Source organism: Massilia polaris (assembly GCF_012927275.1).
Classification (GTDB): Bacteria; Pseudomonadota; Gammaproteobacteria; order Burkholderiales; family Burkholderiaceae_D; genus Telluria_A; species Telluria_A polaris.
The window spans coordinates 215,605-237,708 of the sequence record NZ_JABBGG010000007.1 but is presented as its reverse complement, the minus strand read 5'-3'; the positions used below and the strand labels follow the sequence as shown (position 1 = coordinate 237,708).

Sequence of the window (22,104 nt, the reverse complement as noted above, 5' to 3'; positions counted from 1 at the left end):
CCATGAAAAAAATCAGTTACCTGTTTTTCAGCGCCGCCGTCGTTGTCGGTGCCAGCGCGAATGCCCAGCTCAAAGTTGAGATCGCCGGCGTCAGCAGCGGCCAGATCCCTATCGCCGTCGCCACGTTCGCCGACGAAGGCGTCGCGCCGGCGCAAATGTCGGCCATCATCAAGGCCGACCTCGAGCGCAGCGGCGTGTTCAAGGTAATCGATGCCGGCACCGTGCTGTCGGACACCTCGCCGATCGACTACGGCCAGTGGAAATCGCGCGGCGCCGACGCCGTCGTGGTCGGCAGCGTGCAGAAGCTCGCCAACGGCAGCTTCAACGTCCGCTACAAACTGCTCGACACCATCAAGTCGTCGGAACTGTCGACCCTCGGCCAGACCCCGACGCCGCGTTACGCGCGCCTGGCGGCCCACAAGATCGCCGACGACATCTACGAAAAAATGACCGGCACCCGCGGCGCCTTCGCGACCCGCATCGCCTACGTCAACGAGAACCGCTCCGCCAAGGACTACCGCCTTGAAATCGCCGACGCCGATGGCGAAGGCGTGCAGGTCGCCGTGCGCTCGAACGAACCGATCATCTCGCCGTCGTGGTCGCCGGACGGCACCAAGGTCGCCTACGTATCGTTCGAGAAACGCAAGCCGGTCATCTACGTGCAGAACCTCGTCACCGGCGGCCGCAAGATCGTGGTCAACGAAAAAGGCAGCAACTCGGCCCCATCGTGGTCGCCCGACGGCTCCAAGCTGGCGGTGTCGCTGTCCAAGGACGGCCATACCCAGGTGTACAGCGTCAACGCCGACGGTGGCGGACTGCGCCGCCTGTCGAACAGCAACGGCATCGACACCGAGCCGCAATGGTCGGCTGACGGCCAGCAAATCTACTTCACGAGCGACCGCAGCGGCGGCCCGCAGATCTATCGCATGAGCGCCAATGGCGGCGCCGCATCGCGTGTCACCTTTAACGGCAGCTACAACATCAGCCCGCGCGTTTCCTCGGACGGCAAGACGCTGGCCTGGGTCTCGCAGCGTAACGGCTTCTCGTTGTATGCCATGGACCTGGCCAGCGGCCAGGAAATCCGCCTGGCCGAGTCGGCCACTGAACCGAGTTTTTCGCCAAACGGCAAGTACATCATGTATGCGACCAAGGGAGGGGGACGCACGTCACTCGCCGTGGTCTCGGTCGATGGACGCGTCAAGCAGCGCTTAACAACCCAAGCAGGAAACATCAGGGAGCCCAACTGGGGTCCCTTCATGAAGTAATTTTTAACCCCCCCCGATCAGGAGAAAAATCATGCGCAATATTAAAAGCGTAGCCTTCATCATCACGAGCGCCGCCCTGCTCGCAGCTTGCAGCTCGCCAGTCAAACTGAACGACGCTCCAGTCGTCGAGCGCGCACCAGAAGCAGCGCCAGTGACCGACACCCGTGACGTTCGTCCAGTCGAGACCGGCTCGGTTGACCCACTGAACGACCCAAAAGGCGTTCTGGCAAACCGTAGCGTTTACTTCGACTACGACAGCTACGTTGTGCGTGAAGACGGCCAGCCAATTGTCCAGAACCACTCCGGCTACCTGAACAAGAACAAGGAACGCAAGATCCTGATCCAGGGTAACACCGACGAACGCGGCGGCACCGAGTACAACCTGGCGCTGGGCCAGAAGCGTGCTGAAGCTGTTCGCAAGTCGATGGCAGCACTGGGCGTAGCCGAGTCGCAGATGGAAGCCGTATCGCTGGGCGAAGAAAAGCCAAAAGCAAGCGGTTCGACCGAAGCGGCATGGTCGGAAAACCGTCGTTCAGACATCGTCTATTAATATCTGACCGCGGTACCGTAGAGATACACAACGGGGCGCTTGCGCCCCGTGTTATTGTAGGGCCCGGCGCAAGCGGCAGAACCCTGCCCTTGCCAAGCAAGCAGTACAGATTCGACACCCGGTTTTTGAAAGAGTCACGATCATGATTACATTTTCCAAATCCCGCCTGGCCGCCGCCGGCCTCGTGTTCGCCGCCCTGCTGCCGCTGCAAGCGTCGGCCGGCCTGCTCGACGACGATGAAGCGCGCCGCGCCATCCTCGAACTGCGCACCAAGGTCGACAACCTGGCCCGCGACGTTAACGCCCGCCTCGAGACCAAGTCCGACAAGACCGCCGCGCTCGAAAGCCTGAACCGCCACGAACAAACGCTGCAGGAAATCGCCCGCCTGCGCGGACAGATTGAAGTGCTGGCCAACGAACTGGCCAACATCCAGAAAAACCAGAAGGACCTGTACGCCGACATCGACGCGCGTATCAAGAAGCTCGAGCCGCGCCAGGTCACCATCGACGGCGAGCAAGCCGCGGTCGCGCCGACCGAACAGCAGGATTACGAAGCCGCACTGGCGCTGCTCACCGGTGGCGACTACAAGGGCGCCGCAGCCGCGTTGTCGGAGTTCGTACGCCGCCATCCAGAGTCGGCTTACGCCGCCAACGCCCAGTACTCGCTCGGCACCGCCTACTACGCGTTGCGCGACTACAAGAAGGCGATCGCAGCGCAACAGGTGGTCGCCGCGACCTACAAGGCCAGCGCCAAGGCGCCTGACGCGATGCTCAACATCGCCAGCAACTACATCGAGCTGAACGACACCAAGAACGCCAAAAAGGCGCTGCAGGCGCTGGTATCGAAGTATCCTGGCTCCCCTGCCGCGCAGACCGCCAAGAGCCGTTTAGCTGCACTGAAGTAAGAAAAAATGGGGAGTTTGTGGTTTCCTGCATTTGACAGGATCGCCAGGGGCCCCTATAATCTTGCTTCTTTCGGGTCGTTAGCTCAGCTGGTAGAGCAGCGGACTTTTAATCCGTTGGTCGCAGGTTCGAATCCCGCACGGCCTACCACGAATGCGCAGTAAGCAATGAAGCAGTTACGAGAAATCGTAACTGCTTTTTTGTTTTTGGTGGTCGACGCAAGGGGTTGCCACCACAGTCAACAAACCAACGACGAAGGTTTAGCACCATGAGTGAACTTCACGACCGCATCGCCGCCAGTTTCAAACTCCAGGGCCTGATGACAACGCTAGGCGCAGAGCTTGTCTCGGTCGAAGACGGCGAAGTCCACATCGCGCTTCCCTTCTCTGCCCAGCTTTCGCAGCAGCACGGCTACATCCACGCCGGCGCCATCACCAGCATCGTCGACAATGCCTGCGGCTATGCAGCGTTGACCAAAGCCCCGGCAGGCGCCGAGGTCGTCACCGCCGAATTCAAGGTCAATTTCGTTCGGCCCGCGATCGGTGTACGCTTTGTGGCCATCGGCAAAGTGCAAAGTTCGGGCAAGCTCCTGACGGTCTGCACAGGCGAAGTCCACGCCTTCACCGGGAGCGGCTCCAAACTGGTTGCGATCATGCAGGCGACAATCGTCACCGTCCGCACCTGAACTTGCACGACGGCAGCCGGCCCCGCCCGCAACCCGTGAACGCGGCTTCACCGCCAAACGCACAACACCGCACCCCACGCTGGCTCCAATCTCAAAATTGAGGTGCATACTCACTATCGGGCATGCCCTCACCGATCAGGGTGATGTCCCCGTTAGACATTGCCCACTGGAAGGAGATTGAAATGCCAAAATTTCTATTTGAAGCCAGCTATCTCAGCGAAGGCCTGAACGGCCTGATCAAGGAAGGCGGAACCCGGCGCCGTGGCGCGGTTGATGAGTTATTCAAGTCCCTGGGCGGGGCTGTTGAAGCTTTTTATTACGCCTTCGGTGACCAGGACGTCTTCATCATTGGCGATCTTCCCGACAACGCCGCTGCCGCGGCGCTCGCCATCAGGGTCAACGCTGCCGGCGTGACCACGTGCAAAACGACTGTCCTGCTCACCCCCACGGATATCGACGAGGCAGTGCAGAGGACCAGTGTCTACCGGCCACCCGGCTACGAGGAGCAAGCCGAAGTGGCGAAGTGGGAAGGCGAAGGAGGACACCTTGTGCAAGGACCGCCGGGCGGCAGCAAGGGCAAATCAACATGAGCCAACCAGCACAGCATGGCACCGGCACCGGGGCAGCGGCGATGAACTGGCGTTGTCATCGTCGCACTTCTGGTGGATAATCCTTGCCCATGAACGATACCACCACACTCCCCCCTCTTCCCGACCGCCTGTCGATTGACCCGAGCAGTCCTTACCACAACCGTGACGTGTTCCAACACGACATCGGCATCCGCATTAACGACAAAGAACGTACGGATGTCGAGGAATATTGCATCAGCGAGGGCTGGATTAAAGTCGCTGCCGGCAAGACCCTGGATCGCAAAGGCAAGTCGATGCTGATCAAGCTAAAAGGCAAGGTCGAAGCGTTCTACAAATAATTACTTCGCCTGACGCCGCTATATCGCGTCCATCGCAGGCCGGCCACCCGGCTGCCATGGACGTGGCGCCCGCACCGCCGCGCAGCCCCCCTCCCCCCGCTCCCGGGTCCGATCGACGCCTCGACATGCACCCTTGCAAGTTTAGATTTAGAATATGCCAGCAGTAAAGCTGCAGGCATACTCGTCTTGTGCCTGCCCTACAAAAGGACCACATGACCCCCCTGCTAATCCTGAACCTCTCTGTCGCGCTAGCCATCTGCTTCCTGCTGTACCGCATGCAAGCCGCCCACGCTTCGTTCACCAAGCGGGTGTTCACGGGCATGGGCCTGGGCATCCTGCTCGGCGCCGCGTTCCAGCTGCTGTACGGCACCGCATCCCCGGTCGTCACCGACACCAACGCCTACCTCGACATCGTCGGCACCGGCTATGTCAGCCTGCTGAAAATGATCATCATGCCGCTGATCATGGTGTCGATCATCTCGGCCATCCTCAAGCTGCGGGATGCTTCCTCGCTCGGCAAGATCAGCGCGCTGACCATCGGCATCCTGATCGCGACAACCATCGTCGCGGCCGCCATCGGCATCCTGATGGCCAAGCTGTTCGGCTTGACCGCGGTCGGCCTGACGTCCACCGCAGCCGAAGTCGCGCGTGGCGAATACATGCAGGGCAAGCTCGGCGCGGCACAGGAAATTTCGCTGCCCAGCATGATCCTGTCCTTCATCCCGGAAAATCCCTTCCTGGATATGACCGGCGCCCGCAAGACCTCGACCATTGCCGTCGTGCTGTTCTCGATCTTGATCGGCATCTCGGCCACGGGCATCGCCAAAAAGATGCCCGAAATCTTCGATTCCTTCAGCCACTTCATCAAGGTCGCCCATGTGATCGTCATGCGGATGGTGACGCTGGTCCTGCGCCTCACGCCGTTTGGCGTCTTCGCGCTGATGACAAAGGTTGTGGCGGGCTCCAATCCTGACGACATCGCCAAACTGATCAGCTTCGTCGCGGCATCGTACAGCGCCCTGATCCTGATGTTCTGCGTCCACCTGCTGCTGATCTCGGCGGTCGGACTGAACCCGGTGCGTTTCGTGAAGAAGATCTTCCCGGTCCTTGCGTTCGCCTTCTCGTCGCGCACCAGCGCCGGCTCGATCCCGATGAGCGTGCAGACCCAGACCGCGCGCCTCGGCACGCCGGAAGGCATCGCCAACTTTGCCGCCTCGTTCGGCTCGACGATCGGCCAGAACGGCTGTGCCGGCATCTATCCGGCCATGTTGGCCGTGATGATCGCGCCGACCGTCGGCATCGACCCGTGGACCATGTCGTTCATCGTCCCGCTGCTCGCCATCATCGCGGTGGGCTCGGTCGGCGTGGCCGGCGTCGGCGGCGGCGCCACCTTCGCCGCGCTGATCGTGCTGTCCTCGCTGGACCTGCCGGTGGCGCTGGCCGGCCTGCTGATCTCGATCGAGCCGCTGATCGACATGGGCCGTACCGCGCTGAATGTGAGCGGGTCGATTACCGCAGGCGCCGTGACCAGCCGGGTGCTGGGCCAGACCGACCTCGCCGTCTTCAACAGCGGCGCCGAACTTAATCTCGACAGGGACGAACAGGTCGCCTGACCCTGCCCTATCGTGCGCTGACGGACCGCCGAATCCGTCTATGATTAACGCCATGTCAACATTGGCAAGGCGGCAGGAATGGAACAAAAGTGGCCTCAGGATATCTGGCTGGTGAGGCATGGCCAAAGCTCGGGGAACGTTGCCCGCGATGCTGCCGAGGCGGCGGCCGGCCACCTGATCGACATCGCGGAGCGCGACGTCGATGTGCCGCTGTCGGAACTCGGCGTCCGGCAATCGCACGCGCTCGGCGACTGGTTTTCCTCGCTGCCTGACGACAAGCGGCCGAACGTTGTCCTGCACTCGCCTTACGTCCGGGCAGCCGAAACCGCCCGCATCATCATCCACGCCATCGGCCGCGACAAGCTGATGACTGTCCAGGTCGACGAACGCCTGCGCGAAAAGGAATTCGGCATCCTCGACCGCCTGACCACGCACGGCATTTCGCACAAATACCCGGAGCTGTACGAGCAGCGCCATCACGTCGGCAAGTTTTACTTCCGCCCTCCCGGCGGCGAAAGCTGGTGCGACGTGATCCTGCGCCTGCGCAGCGTGCTCGACACCATCACGCGCGAATACTGCAAGGAACGCGTCCTGATCGTCGGCCACCAGGTCACGGTGAACTGCTTCCGCTACCTGTTCGAACGGCTCGACGAAGCCATGATCCTCGATATCGACCGCGCCGGCGACGTGCCGAATTGTTCGGCCACCTCCTACTCGTTCGACCGCACACTGGGCAAGCGCGGCAAGCTGGTGCTGCAGACGGCAAACTTCGTCGCGCCATTGCTCGACACCGGCACGCCGATCACGGTTCAAAAAGACATTCCATTTGCGCCAAAAGCGTAGCAAGGCGCTCGATGAAACAAGCAACTCCCGCATCACCGACGACTGTCGACGACGCTTTCTTGCGCGCGTGGGCCCTTCCGGCCACACCGTCCGACGGCGACAAGGAAGCGCGCGGCCACGTCCTGATCCTGGGCGGCTCGGCCGAAATGCCCGGCGCGGTGATCCTTGCCGCAACCGCGGCACTGCGTGCGGGCGCCGGCAAACTGACCATCGCGACCGGCGCGAGCGTCGCCAAACTGGTGGCGCTGGCGATTCCTGAAGCGCGCGTGATCGGCCTGCGCGAGAACAAGGACGGCGGTTTCACCCGCGACGCGACGGCGGAGCTGAACCCGCTGGCGGACCGGGTCAACGCGGTGCTGATCGGTCCGGGGATGCAGGACGAAGCGTCCACGGCCGCACTGGTGCGCGCACTGCTGCCACGCCTCGACGGCACCAGCGTCGTGCTCGACGCCTGCGCCATGGGCATCATCCTGAATCCCGACCTCGCGCCCCAGCAGCGGCCCTTCCGTTTCGAGCTGCCCGTTGTCGTCACGCCGCATGCCGGTGAAATCGCGCACCTGACCGGTACGCCTAAACAGGAGATCCTTGCCCAGCCGGAGATGCACGCAGCGCGCGCGGCGGAACAATGGAACGCGGTCGTTGCCTTGAAGGGTGCGCGCACCCTGATCGCCTCGCCTGCCCGGTCAATATGGCAGCACGAGGGCGGCAACATTGGACTGGCGATTTCCGGGTCGGGCGACACGCTGGCCGGCATCATTGCCGGGCTGGCTGCGCGCGGCGCCACCCTCGAGCAAGCCGCATGCTGGGGCGTTGCCCTGCACGCCCGGGCCGGCGACAAGCTGGCCGAACGCCTGGGCACGCTGGGCTACCTGGCCCGCGAACTTCCCGATGAAATTCCCGCCTTGATGGAGAGCATTGCCCGCGGATGAGGGAAAGTGCGAAGTATATTGCCATCCGTACGCTAACCGGGTGATACAAGTTTGCGCCGCATCAAATCAAAGCCGCGCGAATCTCGAATTGGAGGCGTTTTAAACAATTCGACGAACTGGCGACACGCTTCCAAGTCTAATTTTTACAGTCGAATTCGTGCACTGAACGGGGCCACGTGTCTCGCTGCGTCGGTTCCCCGATAGTCCCTTTCGCGGGTCGATATCAGGTTCAACCGAGGGACTGAATGGCGTTTCCTACGTTTCCGCAAGTTCTTGAAACGCGGGCGACACTCAATTGACGTGAACGAGGAGTTAACAATGAAATCACTTTCGAATGTAACGAAGATCCTCCTGGCGGCCGTCGTGGTAACAACGTCGCTGAGCGCCTGCAAGCGTGACGAACCTGCTACCACCACCGATACGACGACCACGACCACCACGACGCCAAGCACTACGTCGGGCACCAGTGGCACCACGGGCGATGCGGCAACCGGGACCATGGAGACGCCAGCACCGGCCACTACCGAGAGCACCACCACCACCACGATCACGCCGCCTGCCGACGGCACTACTGGCACCACGGAAAGCACCACCACGACCACCACGACGCCGCCGCCTGATACCAAGTAAAGCCGGTGACGCACGGGAGCGGTCAGACCCCGATTTTTCTGTTAGGGGTCTGACCCCGACTGCCACTGGCGTCCGCTCGAGCCAGCCATAAAAAAAAGGGGCCGCATTTGCGGCCCCTCTTCAATTACCAAGCGACTGTTTTTTACCGTGCCAGCCCAGGCGCCACCACTGCGCGGCGCCCGGTCACCTTGCCAACCACCTTCATCACCAGGCGGTAGATCAGGCGGATGAACGTAATGAACAGGATCACTTCCACGAAGGTCATCACGAACGCAGGCAGTGCATGGAAACGCTCGGCGCGGCGGTGGAACTTCGCAACCATGTTGTCGCGCTTGATCTCGATACTGTCGTAGAACGTCGGCACCACCAGCAAGGTCAGGATCGTCGACGTGATCGTGCCACCGATAATCGCAATCGCCAGCGGACGGTAGAACTCGCCACCCTCGCCCAAGCCCAGCGCGACCGGGAACATACCGGCGATCAACGCGAACGTGGTCATCAGGATCGGACGCAGGCGCATGCGGCCGGCGTACATCAGCGAGTCTTCACGGCCGTAGCCTTCCGCTTCACGCTTGCGCGCCGCATCCAGCAGCAGGATCGCGTTCTTCGCCACCAGGCCCATCAGCATGATGATGCCGATGAAACTCATCAGGTTCAGGGTATTGCCGGTCAGCATAAGCGCCAGCACCACGCCGATCAGCGACAGCGGCAGCGACAGCATCACCGCCACCGGTGCGGTGAACGAGCCGAACTGCATCACCAGGATCAGGTACATCAGGCCGATACCCGATACCAGCGCAATGGTCATCTCGGTAAACAGTTCCTTCTGGTCTTCACCAGCGCCACCGAGCTTGCGGCCGTAGCCTGGCGGATAGTCCATCGTCTCTGCCAGCTTGACGGCGTCCTGGGTCGCTTCGCCGGACGAACGGCCCTGGACGTTGGCGGACACAGCGATAACGCGCTTGCCATCCTTGTGCGAGATCGCGGATGGACCCTTGCCCATCGTGATCGTCGCGATCTGGTCGAGCGGAACCATCTGGTTGGTGCCAGTCACGGCGATCGGCAGGCGCTCGATGTTCTCGGCGCTGACGCGGTCAGCCGGGTGCAGGCGCACTGCGACGTCACGGGTTTCGCCGGTCGGGTCGACCCAGTCGCCTACTTCCACGCCAGCAAATGCCACGCGCAGCGACTGGGCGGCGTCGTTGACCGAGATGCCCATCGAGTTGGCCAGGCCGCGGTTGAGTTCGATCTGCAGCTCGTTCTTCGGATCCTGCTCCGACAGGCCGACGTCGACCACGCCCGGTACCTGGCGCAGCTTTTCCATATACGCAGTCGTTATTTCCAGCAGCTTGCGTGAATCAGGGCCGGTGAACTCCATGCGGATCGGCTTGCCGCCGCCGTTGAGGTCGTCGATCACCGTGTATTCAGCGCCAACCAGCTGGGCAACCTTGCCGCGCAGCTCGACCGCGATCTCCTTGGCGCTGCGGTCGCGGGTGTTGCGCTTGCCGAGGTCGACATACACGCGGCCACCGCCCGTATTGATGAAGCTGTTCGTATCCTTGGTTTCAGAAATCGAACGGGCCAGCTCGGCCGCCTTCTCAACCTTTGCCTGCGAGTAACCAACGCTCGACGATGCCGGGGTGCGGATTTCGATCATCAGGTTGCCGGAGTCGGCCGCAGGCAGGAAGCTCGATCCGCCGAACATCGCGTGCAGTGCGATCGCGCCGACAAACGAGCCGACCGCAATCAGGACCATCCAGATGCGGTGGTGCAGCGCCCAGGCGATCACGTTGCCATAGCGGTCGGCCTGGTGGTCGAACCAGTCGTTGAAGCGCTGCAAGACTTTCGACAGGCCCTTCTTCGGCGCGGTGTGATGGTCGACCGGGTCGCCCCAGTAGGCCGACAGCATCGGGTCGAGCGTGAACGAGATCACCAGCGAGACCAGCACCGAGCAGGTCACTGTCAGTGCGAACGGACGGAACCATTCGCCGGAAATGCCTGGCATGAACGCCACCGGAATGAACACGGCGATGATCGAGAAGGTCGTCGCGGCCACCGCCATACCGATCTCGGCGGTACCTTCCAGCGCAGCCTTGCGGCGCTCGGAACCCATCTGCATGTGGCGCACGATGTTTTCACGCACCACGATCGCGTCATCGATCAGCACGCCAATCGCCAGCGACAGGCCGAGCAAGGTCATGAAGTTCAGGGTGAAGCCCGACAACCACACGGCGATGAACGATGCCAGTACCGAGGTTGGCAGCGACAGCGCGGTAATCAAGGTAGAACGCCAGGAATTCAGGAAGGCGTAGACCACGAAAATGGTCAGCACCGCGCCGAAGATCAGCGATTCGATCACGTTGTTCAGGCTGCGCTGGGCTTCGTCGCCGCCGTCGCGGGTAACTTCCAGCTTGGTGCCTTCAGGCAGGTCCTTCTCGATTTCCTTGATCAGGGTCTTGACCTTGTTGGCCACGCTGACCGTGGAAGCTTCGCGTGAGCGCGTCACGGTAATGCCGACGTTCGGCTTGCCGCTGCGGATACTGACGTTGTTCACGTCGGCAAAACCGTCTTCGATTGTCGCCACTTGCGCCAGGCGCACCAGCTCGTCGCCGCGGCGCTTGACCACGATCTGCTGGAAGTCGTCGGGCGACTCGATACGGCCGATCAGGCGGATGCTCTTCTCGTCCAGGTCGCCACGAATCTTGCCGACTGGCGCGTTGGTGTTCTGGCTGCGCAAGGCAGTCACAACTTCCGAGACCGACACGTTGTATTCGCGCAGCTTTTCCGCGCGCAGCAGCACCGACAGCTCGCGCCGCAGCGAGCCGTTGACGTTGACGGTGGCCACGCCATCGATACCGCGGAAGCGGTCGGCCAGCACGTCCTCGGCCAGGCGCGAGATTTCCGCGTGGCTCTGCGAGGTCGACGACAGCGCCAGGTTGACGATCGGCTGGGTGGACGGATCGAAGCGTTGCAGGATCGGCTCGCGCATCTCGAGCGGCAGCTTGTAGCGCACCGCCGCGATCGCATTGCGCACCTCGTCGGAGGCCTCGATCAGGTTCTTGTCGAAGCCGAACTGCAGCCAGAACTGGGCGCTGCCTTCGCGCGCATCGACGTTCACTTCGGTCACGCCGGAAATGCTCTGCAGCGATTTCTCGATGCGGTTGACCACTTCGCGCTCGACCGTCTCAGGCGAAGCGCCTGGGTAGGGAATCGAGATCATCAGTGCCGGAATTTCGACGTCCGGATTCTGGTTGACGCGCAGTTTCTTCAGGGCCAGCAGGCCCAGGCACATCATCGCGACGATCAGGACAATCGTCGCAATTGGCCGCTTAATGCTGAAATCGGATAAGAACATGGCTTATTTTCCTTGTGCGGCTGGCTGGCCTGCGGTGGCGCTGGCGACCTTGGCAGCGGCGGCCATCTGGACCTGCTGGCCGTCCGTGAAGGTCGAGCTTGCGGTACGCATTACGGTGTCGCCGGCGGCCAGGCCGCTGCGCACTTCGTACTGGCCGCTGCGAATGTCGCGCGGGCCAAGCTTGACGCCGACCTTGTTCAGCGTGCGGTCCTTGAGGCGCCACGCGAAGGCCGAATCGCCGGCCTTGACCAGCGCGCCTTCAGGCAGCATCAGTGCCGCGGTCGCCTCGGACTCGATACGGCCTTCACCGTACAGGCCGGACACGCGCGGCTGCGCTGCGCCTGGCGCGAAGCCAACCAGCACTTCCACCTGGCGGGTGATCTCGTCTGCGGCCGGATCGACGCGCTTGACCACGCCGCGGAATTCCTGGCCGGCGTAGCCATTGATGCGGAAGCTGACCGCCTGGCCCGGCTTGACCATCGCGATGCGGTCGGCCGACACGCGGCCTTCGAAGCGCATGCTGGTCGGGTCGATGACTTTCAGCAGCTCCTTGCCGACCGATGCGGTGTCGCCGGCCGAAACCTTGCGCTCGCTGACCACGCCGTCGAACGGCGCGCGCACCAGCGTGCGCTGCAGCTGCTGGCGCGCCTGGACGGCGCGGGTGCGGGCGGCGGCCAGGTCGCTCGATGCGTTGTTGCGGCGAACTTCAGCATCATCCATCGCCTGCGCCGAGGTCATGCCCGAGGTACGCAGGGTCTTCATGCGCTCGACCTGGCGCTCGGCCTGGTCGAGCGCCTGCTTGGAGGAGCGCGACGCGGCTTCCGCCGAATTCAGGCTGTCGCGAATCGAGGTTTCGTCGAGTTTGACCAGCACATCGCCGCGCTTGACCACGTCGCCGTTTTCTTTCAGCACTTGCAGCACCACTGCCGACACTTCGGCACGCAGGTCGGCCTTGCGCTCAGGCTGCACCGAGCCGGTAATGACCGGGCCCGAGCTTACCGAGTTGCTTTGCACCGTCAGCAAGTCTTCCGGGGAAATCAGCAACTTGACCGCCGGCTTGGCGTCCTTGTTGGCGGCCGCCTGGGCGGAGCCGGCGCCTGCCTTGGCAGGCTCCTTGGCTTCCTTGCTACAGGCGACGAGCGTCGTTGCGACGGCAAGGACAAGAATGGTTTTGCGCAGCATTGTGATATCTCCGGGAATTATGATTACTGATATTGCGAAACTAGAATGAAACCGCTAACGCCGAAGTATCCTAGAGGGCTCTCGCGCCGTCAATTGACGATCTTTCATACTGCTGTTTTCGATAGACGAAGTGCGGTTTTGGACGACTGAAATGCATTTAAGGGCACTTGAAATGCGGAAATAAGTGCCCTTGCGCGTATTTACAGCGCCGAAAACTGGGAATGGATCGCGAATGCGATCGCGATGCCGGTCGCAATGCCCCCGGCAATTTCGACCAGTGTGTGGCCCATCCGTTCGCGCAGGATTTTTGCGTCAGCGCCAGTGCGCAGCAGATTGATCGCGGAAGCGTGGCGGCCGACGTGCTGACGCAGGCTGTTGGCGTCAATCATCACGATAAGGGCGAGCGTCACGGCGACGCCAAAGGCCGGATGCGCCATGCCTTCACGCAAGGCGATCAGGGTCGCCATGCTGGTCACGACCGCGCTGTGATTGCTCGGAAAACCACCGTTTCCGACCAGGTCGAACGCCCAGCGGCGATGGCGCGCGCTATTAATCAGGAACTTGATCGGACCGACCGCCAGCCAGGTCAGGATCGGCGTCATTAAGTAAATAAATTCCATCGGTTCTTCCATAAAAAAATGCTATGCAGAATTATCGCAGAACAAGTAACGCAACGGCCATCTTCCCTGCGCCATTCGCCATCGGACAGCGGTTAATATGTGCATCTGTGGTATTTTTTGCATGACCAGCCCAAACCAGGGGAAATGAATGAAGCACTTCCGGTTTTCGATCGCGGTAACTGTTGTGCTGATGGGCGTTGCCGGCTGGTGGGGCTATTCGCGCGGCGGCGTGCAGGGGATGCTGGCCGCCTTATGGATCTCGGCCGTGCTTGGCGTGCTGGAAGTGTCGCTGTCGTTCGACAACGCCGTGGTGAACGCATCCGTATTGCGGCACTGGAATGACTTCTGGCGCAAGCTCTTCCTCACCGTCGGTATCCTTGTGGCGGTGTTCGGCATGCGGCTGGTATTTCCCCTGCTGATCGTGTCCGTCGCCACCGGGCTCGGCCTGGGCGAGGTCTGGACCATGGCCATCAATACGCCGGACGAATACTCGCGCCACCTGACCGAAAACCATGCCGAAGTCGCCTCCTTCGGCGGCGCCTTCCTGCTGCTGGTTTTCCTGAACTTCCTGTTCGACGACGACAAGGAACTCCACTGGCTGGGATGGGTCGAAGAAAAGGTAGGCAAGCACGGTACCGAGGGACTGGCGGTCCTGCTTACACTGCTGGCGGTGTTTGCCAGCATGTCGCTGGTCCCGGAGGGCCGCAAGCTCAGCGTGCTGGCGTCGGGCGTGCTGGGCGTCGCCATCTATGTCGGGGTCAACTGGATCAGCGGCCTGCTCGAAGAGGAGGAAGAAGACCCGACCATCGGCAAAATGATCTCGCGCGGCAGCTTCGGCGGCTTCATGTACCTGGAGGTGCTCGACGCCTCGTTCAGCTTCGACGGCGTGATCGGCGCCTTCGCGATCACCAACGACGTCGTCATCATCATGCTGGGGCTGGCCATCGGCGCCATGTTCGTGCGCTCGATGACGGTCTACCTCGTCGACCAGGGCACCCTCCAGGAATTCGTCTACCTCGAGCACGGCGCGCATTACGCCATCGGCATCCTCGCGTTGATCATGTTCGCCAGCGTCAGGTACCACATTCCTGAATGGTTCACCGGCCTGTCCGGGGTCGCCTTCATTGTGGTGTCGATCTGGTCGTCGCTGCGCCACCGGCGCCGCCACGCGGGGGAGCTGGTTCCCTGACCTGTCCGTCCTGCCTCAGGCATGGCACAATGCACACGCCTTCACGGGCCTCGAATAACGACAACGCCGACCCTATGCCCACACAAAAACGCCTGAGCCTGATCTTCCTCGCCATGCTTGCCGCCGCCGCGGCGGCATTTTCGCTGTACACCTGGATAACGCTAAGCTGGTCTTATTCGGAAGGCGAACGCGCCGGTTTCCTGCAGAAATTCTCGCGCAAGGGGTGGCTATGCAAAACGTGGGAAGGCGAAATCCTGCTCTCGAGCATGCCTGGTGCGATCCCGGAACGCTTCGCGTTTTCGGTGCGGGACGATGCAACGGCGCGCCAGCTGGCTGCCGCCACCGGCAAGCGCGTACTGCTGAGTTATTCGCAGCACCGCGGCGTGCCGAGTTCGTGTTTTGGGGAGACCGAGTATTTCGTGGCGAAAGTACAGGTGACGCAGTAGGCGTCGCAGGCAGCATACGGCGGATGACGGCCGCCGAATTTTGAACCGGCGCTATCGGTACCTGGCAACGATTTCCGCTACCGCCCCGCTGCGCTGCATCTGCGCAATCCCCGCATTGACTTCGGCGACTTTCACACGCCCGTTCGGCGACACCGCGCACTGCGTAACATGGCGTTTGATTACGAGCGGCTCGTGCACCGCCATTGGCATGTCGCCCTGCTTCAGGCGATAGTGATAGATGTATTCGCTGGTAACGACATGGCGCATCCGGCCCACCGCCAGCTTGCGCAGGCTGGCGTCCGTGGTCGGCCCGTTGTCGCGGATGAAGCCGTCACCGAGGGCTTTTTCGAGCTCGGGGTACTTGTATCCCAGCACCGTGCCAATCGGCTGGCCCGTCACATCCGACAGCTTGCGCGGACGCTCGGCCTCTATGCTGGTCAGCAACACTTCCACCGTTGGCAGGAATGGCTGGCTCCAGCCGAACGGACCGCTAAGCCATTGCGGCATGTAGTTGCAAATGACATCGGCCGTACCCTTTTCGAGCGCGTTCAACATGCGCTGGCGCGGCAGGATCTCGAACTTCGCGTCACGCCCCATCGCCTTGGCAAGGGCCAGGCCCAGATCGTACTGGATGCCTCCGACCAGCTGCCAGCCCTGGAAGCGCGCCATCGGCATCTCGGTTCCCGTATCGACCAGGAAGGTGATGTCGGCTGCCCGCGCGGGCAACGCGGCAAGCGCGAGCAGGAAGGAAAAAGTCCTGAGCATGAATTCACGAAAAGAATTAGGTAGTAAATTGATAATACTACCGCGAACGCGGCCACATCAATACTAAATATCTCCGTCCAGCCTTTACAGCTTGGCCGGCTGGGTCAGGCGGCCGATAACTTCGCGGGTGATGCTTGCCGATGTCGTGCGCTGTGCAGCGCCGGCCGCGACTTCGGCCCGTTCGACGGCGATCGATTCCTGCGTCGCAGCGAGCGACTGGGTGTCGGTCTCGAGGCGGCACGCTTCCAGTTCGGCCAGCTTCTGCCTGGCGTCAGCCATCGCGCGGGTGGTGATTGCGGCCTTGCGCTGCAGGCCGGCGTGGGCCTGCGCGCTTTCCAGCAGCTGGCGCTGCGCATTGCGCTTGTCGACCGCGGCTTGCGCCGCGACTTCGGCGGCCACTTCCAGCTGGCGCGCCATGTCCGCTTTTTCCTGCTCGGCGTCGGCGCGGACCTGGGCAGCCAGGCAGGCCGCCTGTTCCGATTCGAGGCGGGCGGCCAGCGCCTGGCTGGCGCGTTCTTCGGCGGCCGCCTTGTGGCGCTGCGCGACCAGCTGCTGTTCCAGCATCGCCGCCGATTCGCTTTCAGCGGTTGCGGCTGCGCGTTCGGCGGCCCGCAGTTCTTCGGTCAGCGCCAGTTTCGCCTGTTCGGCCTGCGCGCGTTCGGCCTGCAAGCGCGCCAGTTCGGCGGCCGCTTCCAGCTGGGCGGCGACGGCACTGGCTGCGGCGGCCTTTTGTGCGGCTTCGGTTTCAAGCTGTTCGACCAGCGCGCGGGTGGCTTCGATCTCGGCCAGCTGCGCCTGTTCGATGCGGCGTTCTGCTTCGGCCTGCTGGCGCAGCTGGCCGGCCAGGACCAGTTCCGCAGCGGCGCGCGCCTGGGCGGCGCTGGCGGCTTCCTGCTCCGCTTCCAGCTTTTCCTGCAGGCGCACCAGCGCCGCTTGTTCGGCCACGGCGCGTTCGCGCTCGGCGTCGGCCAGCAGCGCTGCCTGTTCGGCCTTGAGCGTTGCGGCGGCTGCGGCATGGCGCTGCAGCTCGACCTGTTGCGCGATCGACGCGACGGCCGCCTGCTCGGCGCCGTTCTCCGCTGCCGCGGCATCGCTGGCGGCCTGCGCCAGCGCGGCGCGTTCTTCGGCCAGCGCGCGGGCGCGCTGCTGTGCCTGGACTTCCTGCAGCGCGGCCGCGGCGGCCAGCTCCTCGGCCACGCTACGCAGCTTGCTGTGTTCCAGCGCCTCGGCTTCCGCTTCCACGCGTGCGCTGACCTTTTCGGCCGCGTCTTCCTCGGCGCGGGTGCGCGCCAGCGCCACTTCGCGCAGCTGGCGGTCGACGGCGATACGCTGCTCGGTGGCGGCCAGGATACGCACTTCGGCTTCGCGGCGCGCCTGGGCGCCGGCTGCCGCCATCTGCTCGACGCGCTCGCGGTGCACCGCTGCGTCGCGCAGTTCTTTTTCGGTCTGCAGGCGCAGGTGGATCGATTCGGCGGCCACGCGCTCGGACTCGGCCTGCGCCAGCGCGATCGCTTCGCGCTCCTGCTCCAGGTGGGCCAGCGCGCGCGCTTCCTCGAGTGCGCGTGCTTCGGCGACGGCGCGTGCAAATGCCGACGCCAGCGCGATCTGGTCGGCCTTCTCGCGCTGCACGGTCAGCTGCAGCGCTTCGGCCTCGGCTTCGGCCAGCATTTCAGCGGTCTGGCGCGCACCCTTGGCGTGGCGTTCGCGTTCGCGCGCCAGCGTGGCCAGGCGTGCGTCGGCGCTGGCGATGTAGGCCACTTCCTCACGGGCCGCGTGCACTGCCGCGACACGTTCGACCGCCTGCAGGCGGGCTTGTTCGGTTTCGACCATCAGCTGGTCGGCCGCGTGTGCGGCCTGCTGCGCCAGCCTGGCGTCGGATTCGACCAGTTCCGCGGCGCGTCGGCGCGCCTCGTCCTCGGTCTTGGCGCGCGCTTCGGCGGCCAGCTTGATCTGGGTATCGGCTTCGACGCGGGCGCGCAGTTCGGCGGTCTCCTGGCGCACCGCTTCGAGGCGTTCGGTGCTGGCGATGGCGGCGGCGCGCAGGGTCTCAAGGCGGTCGCGGTGGGCTTCGATGGCTTGTTCGGATGCCTGCGCGTTCTGCAGCGCGGCGGCGGCGGCGGCGGCGTCCAGCGCGGCGCGTTCCTCGGCAAGTGCGCGGGCGCGCGACTCGGCGTGGGCACGGCTCTCGGCGGCGCACGACGCCTTCGCTTCGGCTTCGACGCGGGCGATGGCTTCATGGATGGCGCGCATTTCGGACTTGGCGCGGGTTGGCGAATCCTCCTGCGGCGCGGCTTCGGCCTGTGGCAGGTTAATCGTCAGGTTGGCGTCGTCGTGCAGTGCTGGTACGGTATCCATGTCTTCTCGCTCGGTACTGCCACCCGGACAGGTGGCCTTGCGATGATTATCGGTCACGCGGGGCGACGGCCGAGGACCGAGAAGGCAGGGAAAAGCGGCGCATATTGCCGCTTTACGGGTGCAGTGTTAGCGGAATTACACTGGCCACAGGGGTGGCTCGTCCATCAGCGCGACCTGCTCGCGCAGTTCGAGGATACGGTCCTGCCAGTAGCGTTGCGTGTTAAACCACGGGAAAGCGGCCGGGAAAGCCGGGTCGTCCCAGCGGCGCGCGATCCACGCCGAATAATGCAGCAGGCGTAAAGTGCGCAGCGCCTCGACCAGGTACAGCTGGCGCGGATCGAAGTCGCAGAAGTCCTCGTAACCGGCCAGCACGTCGCCCAGCTGGCGCACCATCTCGCCGCGCTCGCCCGACAGCAGCATCCACAGGTCCTGCACCGCTGGTCCCATGCGGCTGTCGTCGAAGTCGACGAAGTGCGGACCCGCGTCGGTCCACAGCACGTTGCCCGCGTGGCAGTCGCCATGCAGGCGCAGCACCGCCGTCGCGCCGGCCCGGTCGTAGCAATGGGCGACGCCGGCCAGCGCCTGATCCACCACGCTGGTGTACGCCGCCAGCAGCTCGGGCGGAATCCAGTCGTTCTCGAGCAGGTAGTTGCGCGGCTCGGTCCCGAAGGTCTCGATGGTGAGGGACGGGCGCCCGGTGTATGGCTTGAGCGCCCCCACTGCATGAATGCGTCCGATGAAGCGGCCGATCCACTCCAGCGTCGCGGGATCGCCAAGTTCGGGCGCGCGCCCGCCCCTGCGCTCGAACACGGCCAGGCGGAAGCCCTCGAACTCGTGCAGGCTGCGGCCGTTGATGACCATCGCCGGCACCGCCGGGATCTCGCGCTCGGCCAGCTCCTCGACGAAGGCATGCTCCTCGAGGATGGCGGCATCGCTCCAGCGCTGCGGGCGGTAGAACTTGACCACCACCGGCGGCCCCTCCTCCATGCCGACCTGGTACACGCGGTTCTCATAACTGTTAAGCGCGATGAGGCGGCCATCGCCGCGCAGGCCGACGCTGTCGAGTGCATCGAGGACGCGGTCGGGGCCGAGGCCGGCGAAGGGATGGAGGGGTGGCTGGTTCGTCATCCCTCAATTGTAAGGTGGCGGGCATGGCCGCGTACAAGTTTCGCACGCCCGCTGGCCCGCAGCGGTTAAACTAGCGTCTTCAACCTCACCATGAAGCACACCATGCAACTCGACCAGCCCCTTACCGAAAAAGAATTCGACGAACTCGACCAGTTCCTCCTGTCCGAGCGCAGCTCCGACGACGCGATGACGATGGACACCCTGCACGGCTACCTGACCGCGATTGCGATCGGCCCGGAGACCATCATGCCGGCCGAGTGGCTGGTCAAGGTCTGGGGCGAGGACGCGAGCGCCACGCCGAAGTGGAAGAGCGCCAAGGAAGAAGAAAAAATCGTCAACCTGATCATGCGCTTCATGAACGAAGTGCTGGTCACGTTCGAAGTCGCGCCGAAGGAATTTGAGCCGCTGTTCTGCGAGCACGAGCACAACGGCGACGCCATCCTCGACGCCGAAGCATGGTGCTGGGGCTTCTGGGAAGGCATGGAACTGCGCCCGGGTTCGTGGCAACCGATCTGGGAATCCGACCTCGCGCCGTTGATGCGTCCGATCTACCTGCTCGGCGCCGACGAAATCGAAGAAGCGGAACTGAAAGAAGTCGACGACCCGGCCAAGGCCCACAAGCTGGCGCAGCAGATCGAAGCGAACCTGCCGGCGATCCACAAGTTCTGGGTACCGCTGCGCAAAGCGGCTGTGCAGACGATCAAGCGCGAAGAACCGAAGGTCGGCCGCAACGACGACTGCCCATGCGGCAGCGGCAAGAAGTACAAGAAATGCTGCGGCGCTGAAGCAGGCGCCAAGGAATAAAAGCAATAATCAGCCAGCAGTAAATCGCATCAAAGCAAATCGGGGTCCGTCCCCGGGGACAGACCCCGGGGACGGACCCCGATTTGAAATGCAAAAAAAAATTATTGGCCGCGTGGCCCCTTGTCGGCGCCTTCATGGCTTTTCTGGCCGTCATTTTTATGGCGGCCAGCGACTTCTTCAGTCTCGGCGTTCTGGCGGTTTTCGTTGGCTTCCTGCTGAACCTGCTGCTCTTCGCGTTGCAGTTGTTCGCTCTTGTCCTGGTTGTGCTTGCTCATAGTTGCCTCCTGTTGTGGTCAGCCCTTACCTTACGGCGGACTGGAGCGCTTCACCGTGCGCCAGGCAACATTGCAGCTTATGAATACGTGAGCTCGACCGTGTCAGGCATGGTGATAATTTCCTCAGTGAATCCGAGGATCCGCATCCGGCCCAGCGCAAACAGGATCGTTTCGAATTGCTTTTCTTCCAGCACCCCCATGTCGCGCAGCGCGAAATTCTGGGTCGCGACCTGGTGCGCCGACTGGACGTCGATACGGCCGTCGACGTTGCGATAGCTCCAGATTGCGCATAGCACCGTGGCCTCGTCCGCGCCGACCGACAGCAGCGGGCCGCTCAAATGGCGCGCGCATAAGGTCAACGCCGTGTCCGCCAGTGCCAGCGAGTCGTCCGACACCAGGTTCAGCGACACCATGCTGGCGCGCTCGAATACGCGCTTCCAGTCGATCGTGATGTGGCCCGACTTGCGCGTGAACACGCCTTGGGCCGGATTATCGTGATGGAAGATGGTCGGAGGGACGGATGTCAGCGCGTCCATGAAGATGCCACACAGGTCCGCGCGCCGGTGTAGGTGGTCCGTAGCGATGCCCCTCGCAATGGTCAGGGTCGCTTCTTCTGCTGCGCGGTCAGTGGTTATTTGCACGGTGAATTGTCGATTAACTTTGATAGCGGAAACGAGGCATTCTACAGAGTTGGCGCTATGGTGGAACCGCGCGCACGAAATTTTGTGGCGCAGGGATACGTTTTAGCACTTTGTCGAACGGTAAGCGGGCGCTTTGTGGTGTTTTCATCAGCCCGTCGATGCCGTTGAAGGTGCGGTCGGCCAGCGCCCATGCAAGCGGGGTATCGTTGCTGGTGGTGATGCCGAACCACAGGAAGCGCTCGGCGTCGGGCGGCGGCAGCACGCTCATGTCGCGCCGTTCGGCCGTGACGGCGAAGGTGGCGCGCGCGGCACGTGTGTTGAACAAGCCCAGCGGCGGCGCCAGCAGTTCGGACAAGAAGGTGGCGTCCGGCCGCGCCGAATTCGGGTCCAGCTTGCCCGAAGGCGCAATCGCCCCGGGCGCGTTACTGATGACGATGACGACCGGTTCGATGACGTAGCCTTCCCTGCGCCATTCGCGCAGCACTGCCCGCATCGCAAACAGCAGGTCGCTCAGGGTTTCGACGCCGGAGTTTTCAAAATAGCCGCCGTCGATCACCCTGCCCCATGGCTCGCGCTCGGCGCAGGTCGATCAGTTCGTGGTACGCGTCGAAGGCGTCGGGGAAGCTGCCGTCGATCGCGATGTTGCTGGCGATGATGCGGTTGCCGCCGTCGACGACGGTCGCGTTGAGCAGCAGGGATGGCACCTTCAGCCCGGCCGGCCCTTCCCACAAGCGGTCGAAACGCTGTGCGAGGCGGTCGCTGCCGACCGAGTCCGCCCAGCCGGCCTGCCACGCCAGCTCCATCGCGCGCGCGGTCGGCCGCAGGCACCGGTACTGGCAGGAAGCGCTGGACCATGTCCGGATACAACAGGTAGCCAAGGATCGGCGAGAGGAAGTCGCGCCGCAGTACCGCAGTACCGCAGTGGCGCAGTGGCGCAGGCCTGGAAAGCGACCTCGGGATGCCTGGCGCAAGGCGCGCGACCAAGCGCGCCGTTGTGAT

The 22,104-nt window shown here is 63.2% G+C and carries 23 protein-coding genes and 1 tRNA gene; 14 read left to right on the top strand and 10 right to left on the bottom strand.

The window, feature by feature from the left end; genetic code table 11:
* Positions 1 to 2 precede the first annotated feature (2 nt).
* The 11 genes from tolB (at position 3) to HHL21_RS14135 (ending at position 8,345) form a co-directional block, all read left to right on the top strand.
* Positions 3 to 1,265, top strand: a complete 1,263-nt coding sequence (tolB, locus tag HHL21_RS14185; RefSeq protein WP_169466925.1) for a Tol-Pal system beta propeller repeat protein TolB — start codon at positions 3 to 5, stop codon at positions 1,263 to 1,265.
* Between the two features lie 31 nt (positions 1,266 to 1,296).
* Complete coding sequence (gene pal, locus HHL21_RS14180; RefSeq protein WP_169466922.1) at positions 1,297 to 1,815, top strand: peptidoglycan-associated lipoprotein Pal; 519 nt, start codon at positions 1,297 to 1,299, stop codon at positions 1,813 to 1,815.
* A 142-nt stretch (positions 1,816 to 1,957) separates the two neighbouring features.
* Entirely contained in the window at positions 1,958 to 2,719 is a 762-nt protein-coding gene (gene ybgF, locus HHL21_RS14175) for a tol-pal system protein YbgF (protein WP_169466919.1), read from the top strand.
* A 72-nt stretch (positions 2,720 to 2,791) separates the two neighbouring features.
* Positions 2,792 to 2,867 (top strand) — tRNA-Lys (locus HHL21_RS14170).
* Positions 2,868 to 2,985: 118 nt separating this feature from the next.
* The gene (locus HHL21_RS14165) at positions 2,986 to 3,402 is read left to right on the top strand and encodes a PaaI family thioesterase (RefSeq protein ID WP_169466916.1); all 417 of its coding nucleotides are present in this window, start codon (positions 2,986 to 2,988) and stop codon (positions 3,400 to 3,402) included.
* 182 nt (positions 3,403 to 3,584) lie between these two features.
* Positions 3,585 to 3,992, top strand: a complete 408-nt coding sequence (locus HHL21_RS14160) for a GYD domain-containing protein (RefSeq protein ID WP_169466914.1) — start codon at positions 3,585 to 3,587, stop codon at positions 3,990 to 3,992.
* An 89-nt stretch (positions 3,993 to 4,081) separates the two neighbouring features.
* Complete coding sequence (locus tag HHL21_RS14155) at positions 4,082 to 4,330, top strand: DUF3297 family protein (protein ID WP_169466911.1); 249 nt, start codon at positions 4,082 to 4,084, stop codon at positions 4,328 to 4,330.
* A gap of 212 nt (positions 4,331 to 4,542) precedes the next feature.
* On the top strand, positions 4,543 to 5,943 hold the full coding sequence (locus HHL21_RS14150) for an L-cystine transporter (RefSeq protein WP_169466909.1): 1,401 nt from the start codon (positions 4,543 to 4,545) through the stop codon (positions 5,941 to 5,943).
* Between the two features lie 111 nt (positions 5,944 to 6,054).
* The gene (locus tag HHL21_RS14145; protein ID WP_370659729.1) at positions 6,055 to 6,786 is read left to right on the top strand and encodes a histidine phosphatase family protein; all 732 of its coding nucleotides are present in this window, start codon (positions 6,055 to 6,057) and stop codon (positions 6,784 to 6,786) included.
* Between the two features lie 11 nt (positions 6,787 to 6,797).
* The gene (locus tag HHL21_RS14140; protein WP_169466905.1) at positions 6,798 to 7,715 is read left to right on the top strand and encodes an NAD(P)H-hydrate dehydratase; all 918 of its coding nucleotides are present in this window, start codon (positions 6,798 to 6,800) and stop codon (positions 7,713 to 7,715) included.
* Positions 7,716 to 8,033: 318 nt separating this feature from the next.
* Positions 8,034 to 8,345 carry a hypothetical protein gene (locus HHL21_RS14135; protein WP_169466903.1) on the top strand — a complete coding sequence of 104 codons (312 nt, stop codon included), beginning with the start codon at positions 8,034 to 8,036 and terminating at the stop codon, positions 8,343 to 8,345.
* 142 nt (positions 8,346 to 8,487) lie between these two features.
* Here HHL21_RS14135 and HHL21_RS14130 read toward each other — a convergent pair whose 3' ends face one another.
* The 3 genes from HHL21_RS14130 to HHL21_RS14120 all read right to left on the bottom strand — a co-directional run bounded on the left by HHL21_RS14130 (position 8,488) and on the right by HHL21_RS14120 (position 13,502).
* Positions 8,488 to 11,700: an efflux RND transporter permease subunit gene (locus HHL21_RS14130; protein ID WP_169466901.1), complete on the bottom strand. Its 3,213-nt coding sequence runs from the start codon at positions 11,698 to 11,700 to the stop codon at positions 8,488 to 8,490.
* Positions 11,701 to 11,703: 3 nt separating this feature from the next.
* The gene (locus HHL21_RS14125; RefSeq protein WP_169466899.1) at positions 11,704 to 12,882 is read right to left on the bottom strand and encodes an efflux RND transporter periplasmic adaptor subunit; all 1,179 of its coding nucleotides are present in this window, start codon (positions 12,880 to 12,882) and stop codon (positions 11,704 to 11,706) included.
* Between the two features lie 200 nt (positions 12,883 to 13,082).
* Positions 13,083 to 13,502: a divergent PAP2 family protein gene (locus HHL21_RS14120; RefSeq protein ID WP_169466897.1), complete on the bottom strand. Its 420-nt coding sequence runs from the start codon at positions 13,500 to 13,502 to the stop codon at positions 13,083 to 13,085.
* A 148-nt stretch (positions 13,503 to 13,650) separates the two neighbouring features.
* Here HHL21_RS14120 and HHL21_RS14115 point away from each other — a divergent pair, with 148 nt between their 5' ends.
* Together HHL21_RS14115 and HHL21_RS14110 are read left to right on the top strand one after the other, a co-directional pair.
* Positions 13,651 to 14,691, top strand: a complete 1,041-nt coding sequence (locus tag HHL21_RS14115; protein ID WP_169466895.1) for a DUF475 domain-containing protein — start codon at positions 13,651 to 13,653, stop codon at positions 14,689 to 14,691.
* 74 nt (positions 14,692 to 14,765) lie between these two features.
* Positions 14,766 to 15,137, top strand: coding sequence for a DUF8785 domain-containing protein (locus HHL21_RS14110; RefSeq protein WP_169466893.1), 372 nt, complete (start codon positions 14,766 to 14,768; stop codon positions 15,135 to 15,137).
* A gap of 51 nt (positions 15,138 to 15,188) precedes the next feature.
* Here HHL21_RS14110 and HHL21_RS14105 read toward each other — a convergent pair whose 3' ends face one another.
* From HHL21_RS14105 to HHL21_RS14095, 3 genes are all read right to left on the bottom strand, one after another.
* Positions 15,189 to 15,902, bottom strand: coding sequence for a substrate-binding periplasmic protein (locus HHL21_RS14105; RefSeq protein WP_169466891.1), 714 nt, complete (start codon positions 15,900 to 15,902; stop codon positions 15,189 to 15,191).
* 84 nt (positions 15,903 to 15,986) lie between these two features.
* Positions 15,987 to 18,257, bottom strand: coding sequence for a coiled-coil domain-containing protein (locus tag HHL21_RS14100; protein ID WP_169466889.1), 2,271 nt, complete (start codon positions 18,255 to 18,257; stop codon positions 15,987 to 15,989).
* A gap of 135 nt (positions 18,258 to 18,392) precedes the next feature.
* Positions 18,393 to 19,385 carry a serine/threonine protein kinase gene (locus HHL21_RS14095; RefSeq protein WP_169466887.1) on the bottom strand — a complete coding sequence of 331 codons (993 nt, stop codon included), beginning with the start codon at positions 19,383 to 19,385 and terminating at the stop codon, positions 18,393 to 18,395.
* Positions 19,386 to 19,487: 102 nt separating this feature from the next.
* Between HHL21_RS14095 and HHL21_RS14090 the strand changes: the two genes are divergently transcribed.
* Complete coding sequence (locus HHL21_RS14090; RefSeq protein WP_169466884.1) at positions 19,488 to 20,189, top strand: UPF0149 family protein; 702 nt, start codon at positions 19,488 to 19,490, stop codon at positions 20,187 to 20,189.
* 101 nt (positions 20,190 to 20,290) lie between these two features.
* On the opposite strand, the gene HHL21_RS14085 is transcribed toward HHL21_RS14090, so the two are convergent.
* The 4 genes from HHL21_RS14085 to HHL21_RS14070 all read right to left on the bottom strand — a co-directional run bounded on the left by HHL21_RS14085 (position 20,291) and on the right by HHL21_RS14070 (position 21,983).
* On the bottom strand, positions 20,291 to 20,464 hold the full coding sequence (locus tag HHL21_RS14085; RefSeq protein WP_169466882.1) for a hypothetical protein: 174 nt from the start codon (positions 20,462 to 20,464) through the stop codon (positions 20,291 to 20,293).
* Between the two features lie 77 nt (positions 20,465 to 20,541).
* Complete coding sequence (locus HHL21_RS14080) at positions 20,542 to 21,105, bottom strand: hypothetical protein (protein WP_169466879.1); 564 nt, start codon at positions 21,103 to 21,105, stop codon at positions 20,542 to 20,544.
* A gap of 55 nt (positions 21,106 to 21,160) precedes the next feature.
* Entirely contained in the window at positions 21,161 to 21,661 is a 501-nt protein-coding gene (locus HHL21_RS14075; RefSeq protein ID WP_169466877.1) for a hypothetical protein, read from the bottom strand.
* Entirely contained in the window at positions 21,639 to 21,983 is a 345-nt protein-coding gene (locus HHL21_RS14070) for a hypothetical protein (protein ID WP_169466875.1), read from the bottom strand. The genes HHL21_RS14075 and HHL21_RS14070 overlap by 23 nt, the downstream gene beginning before the upstream one ends.
* Positions 21,984 to 22,104: the final 121 nt, after the last annotated feature.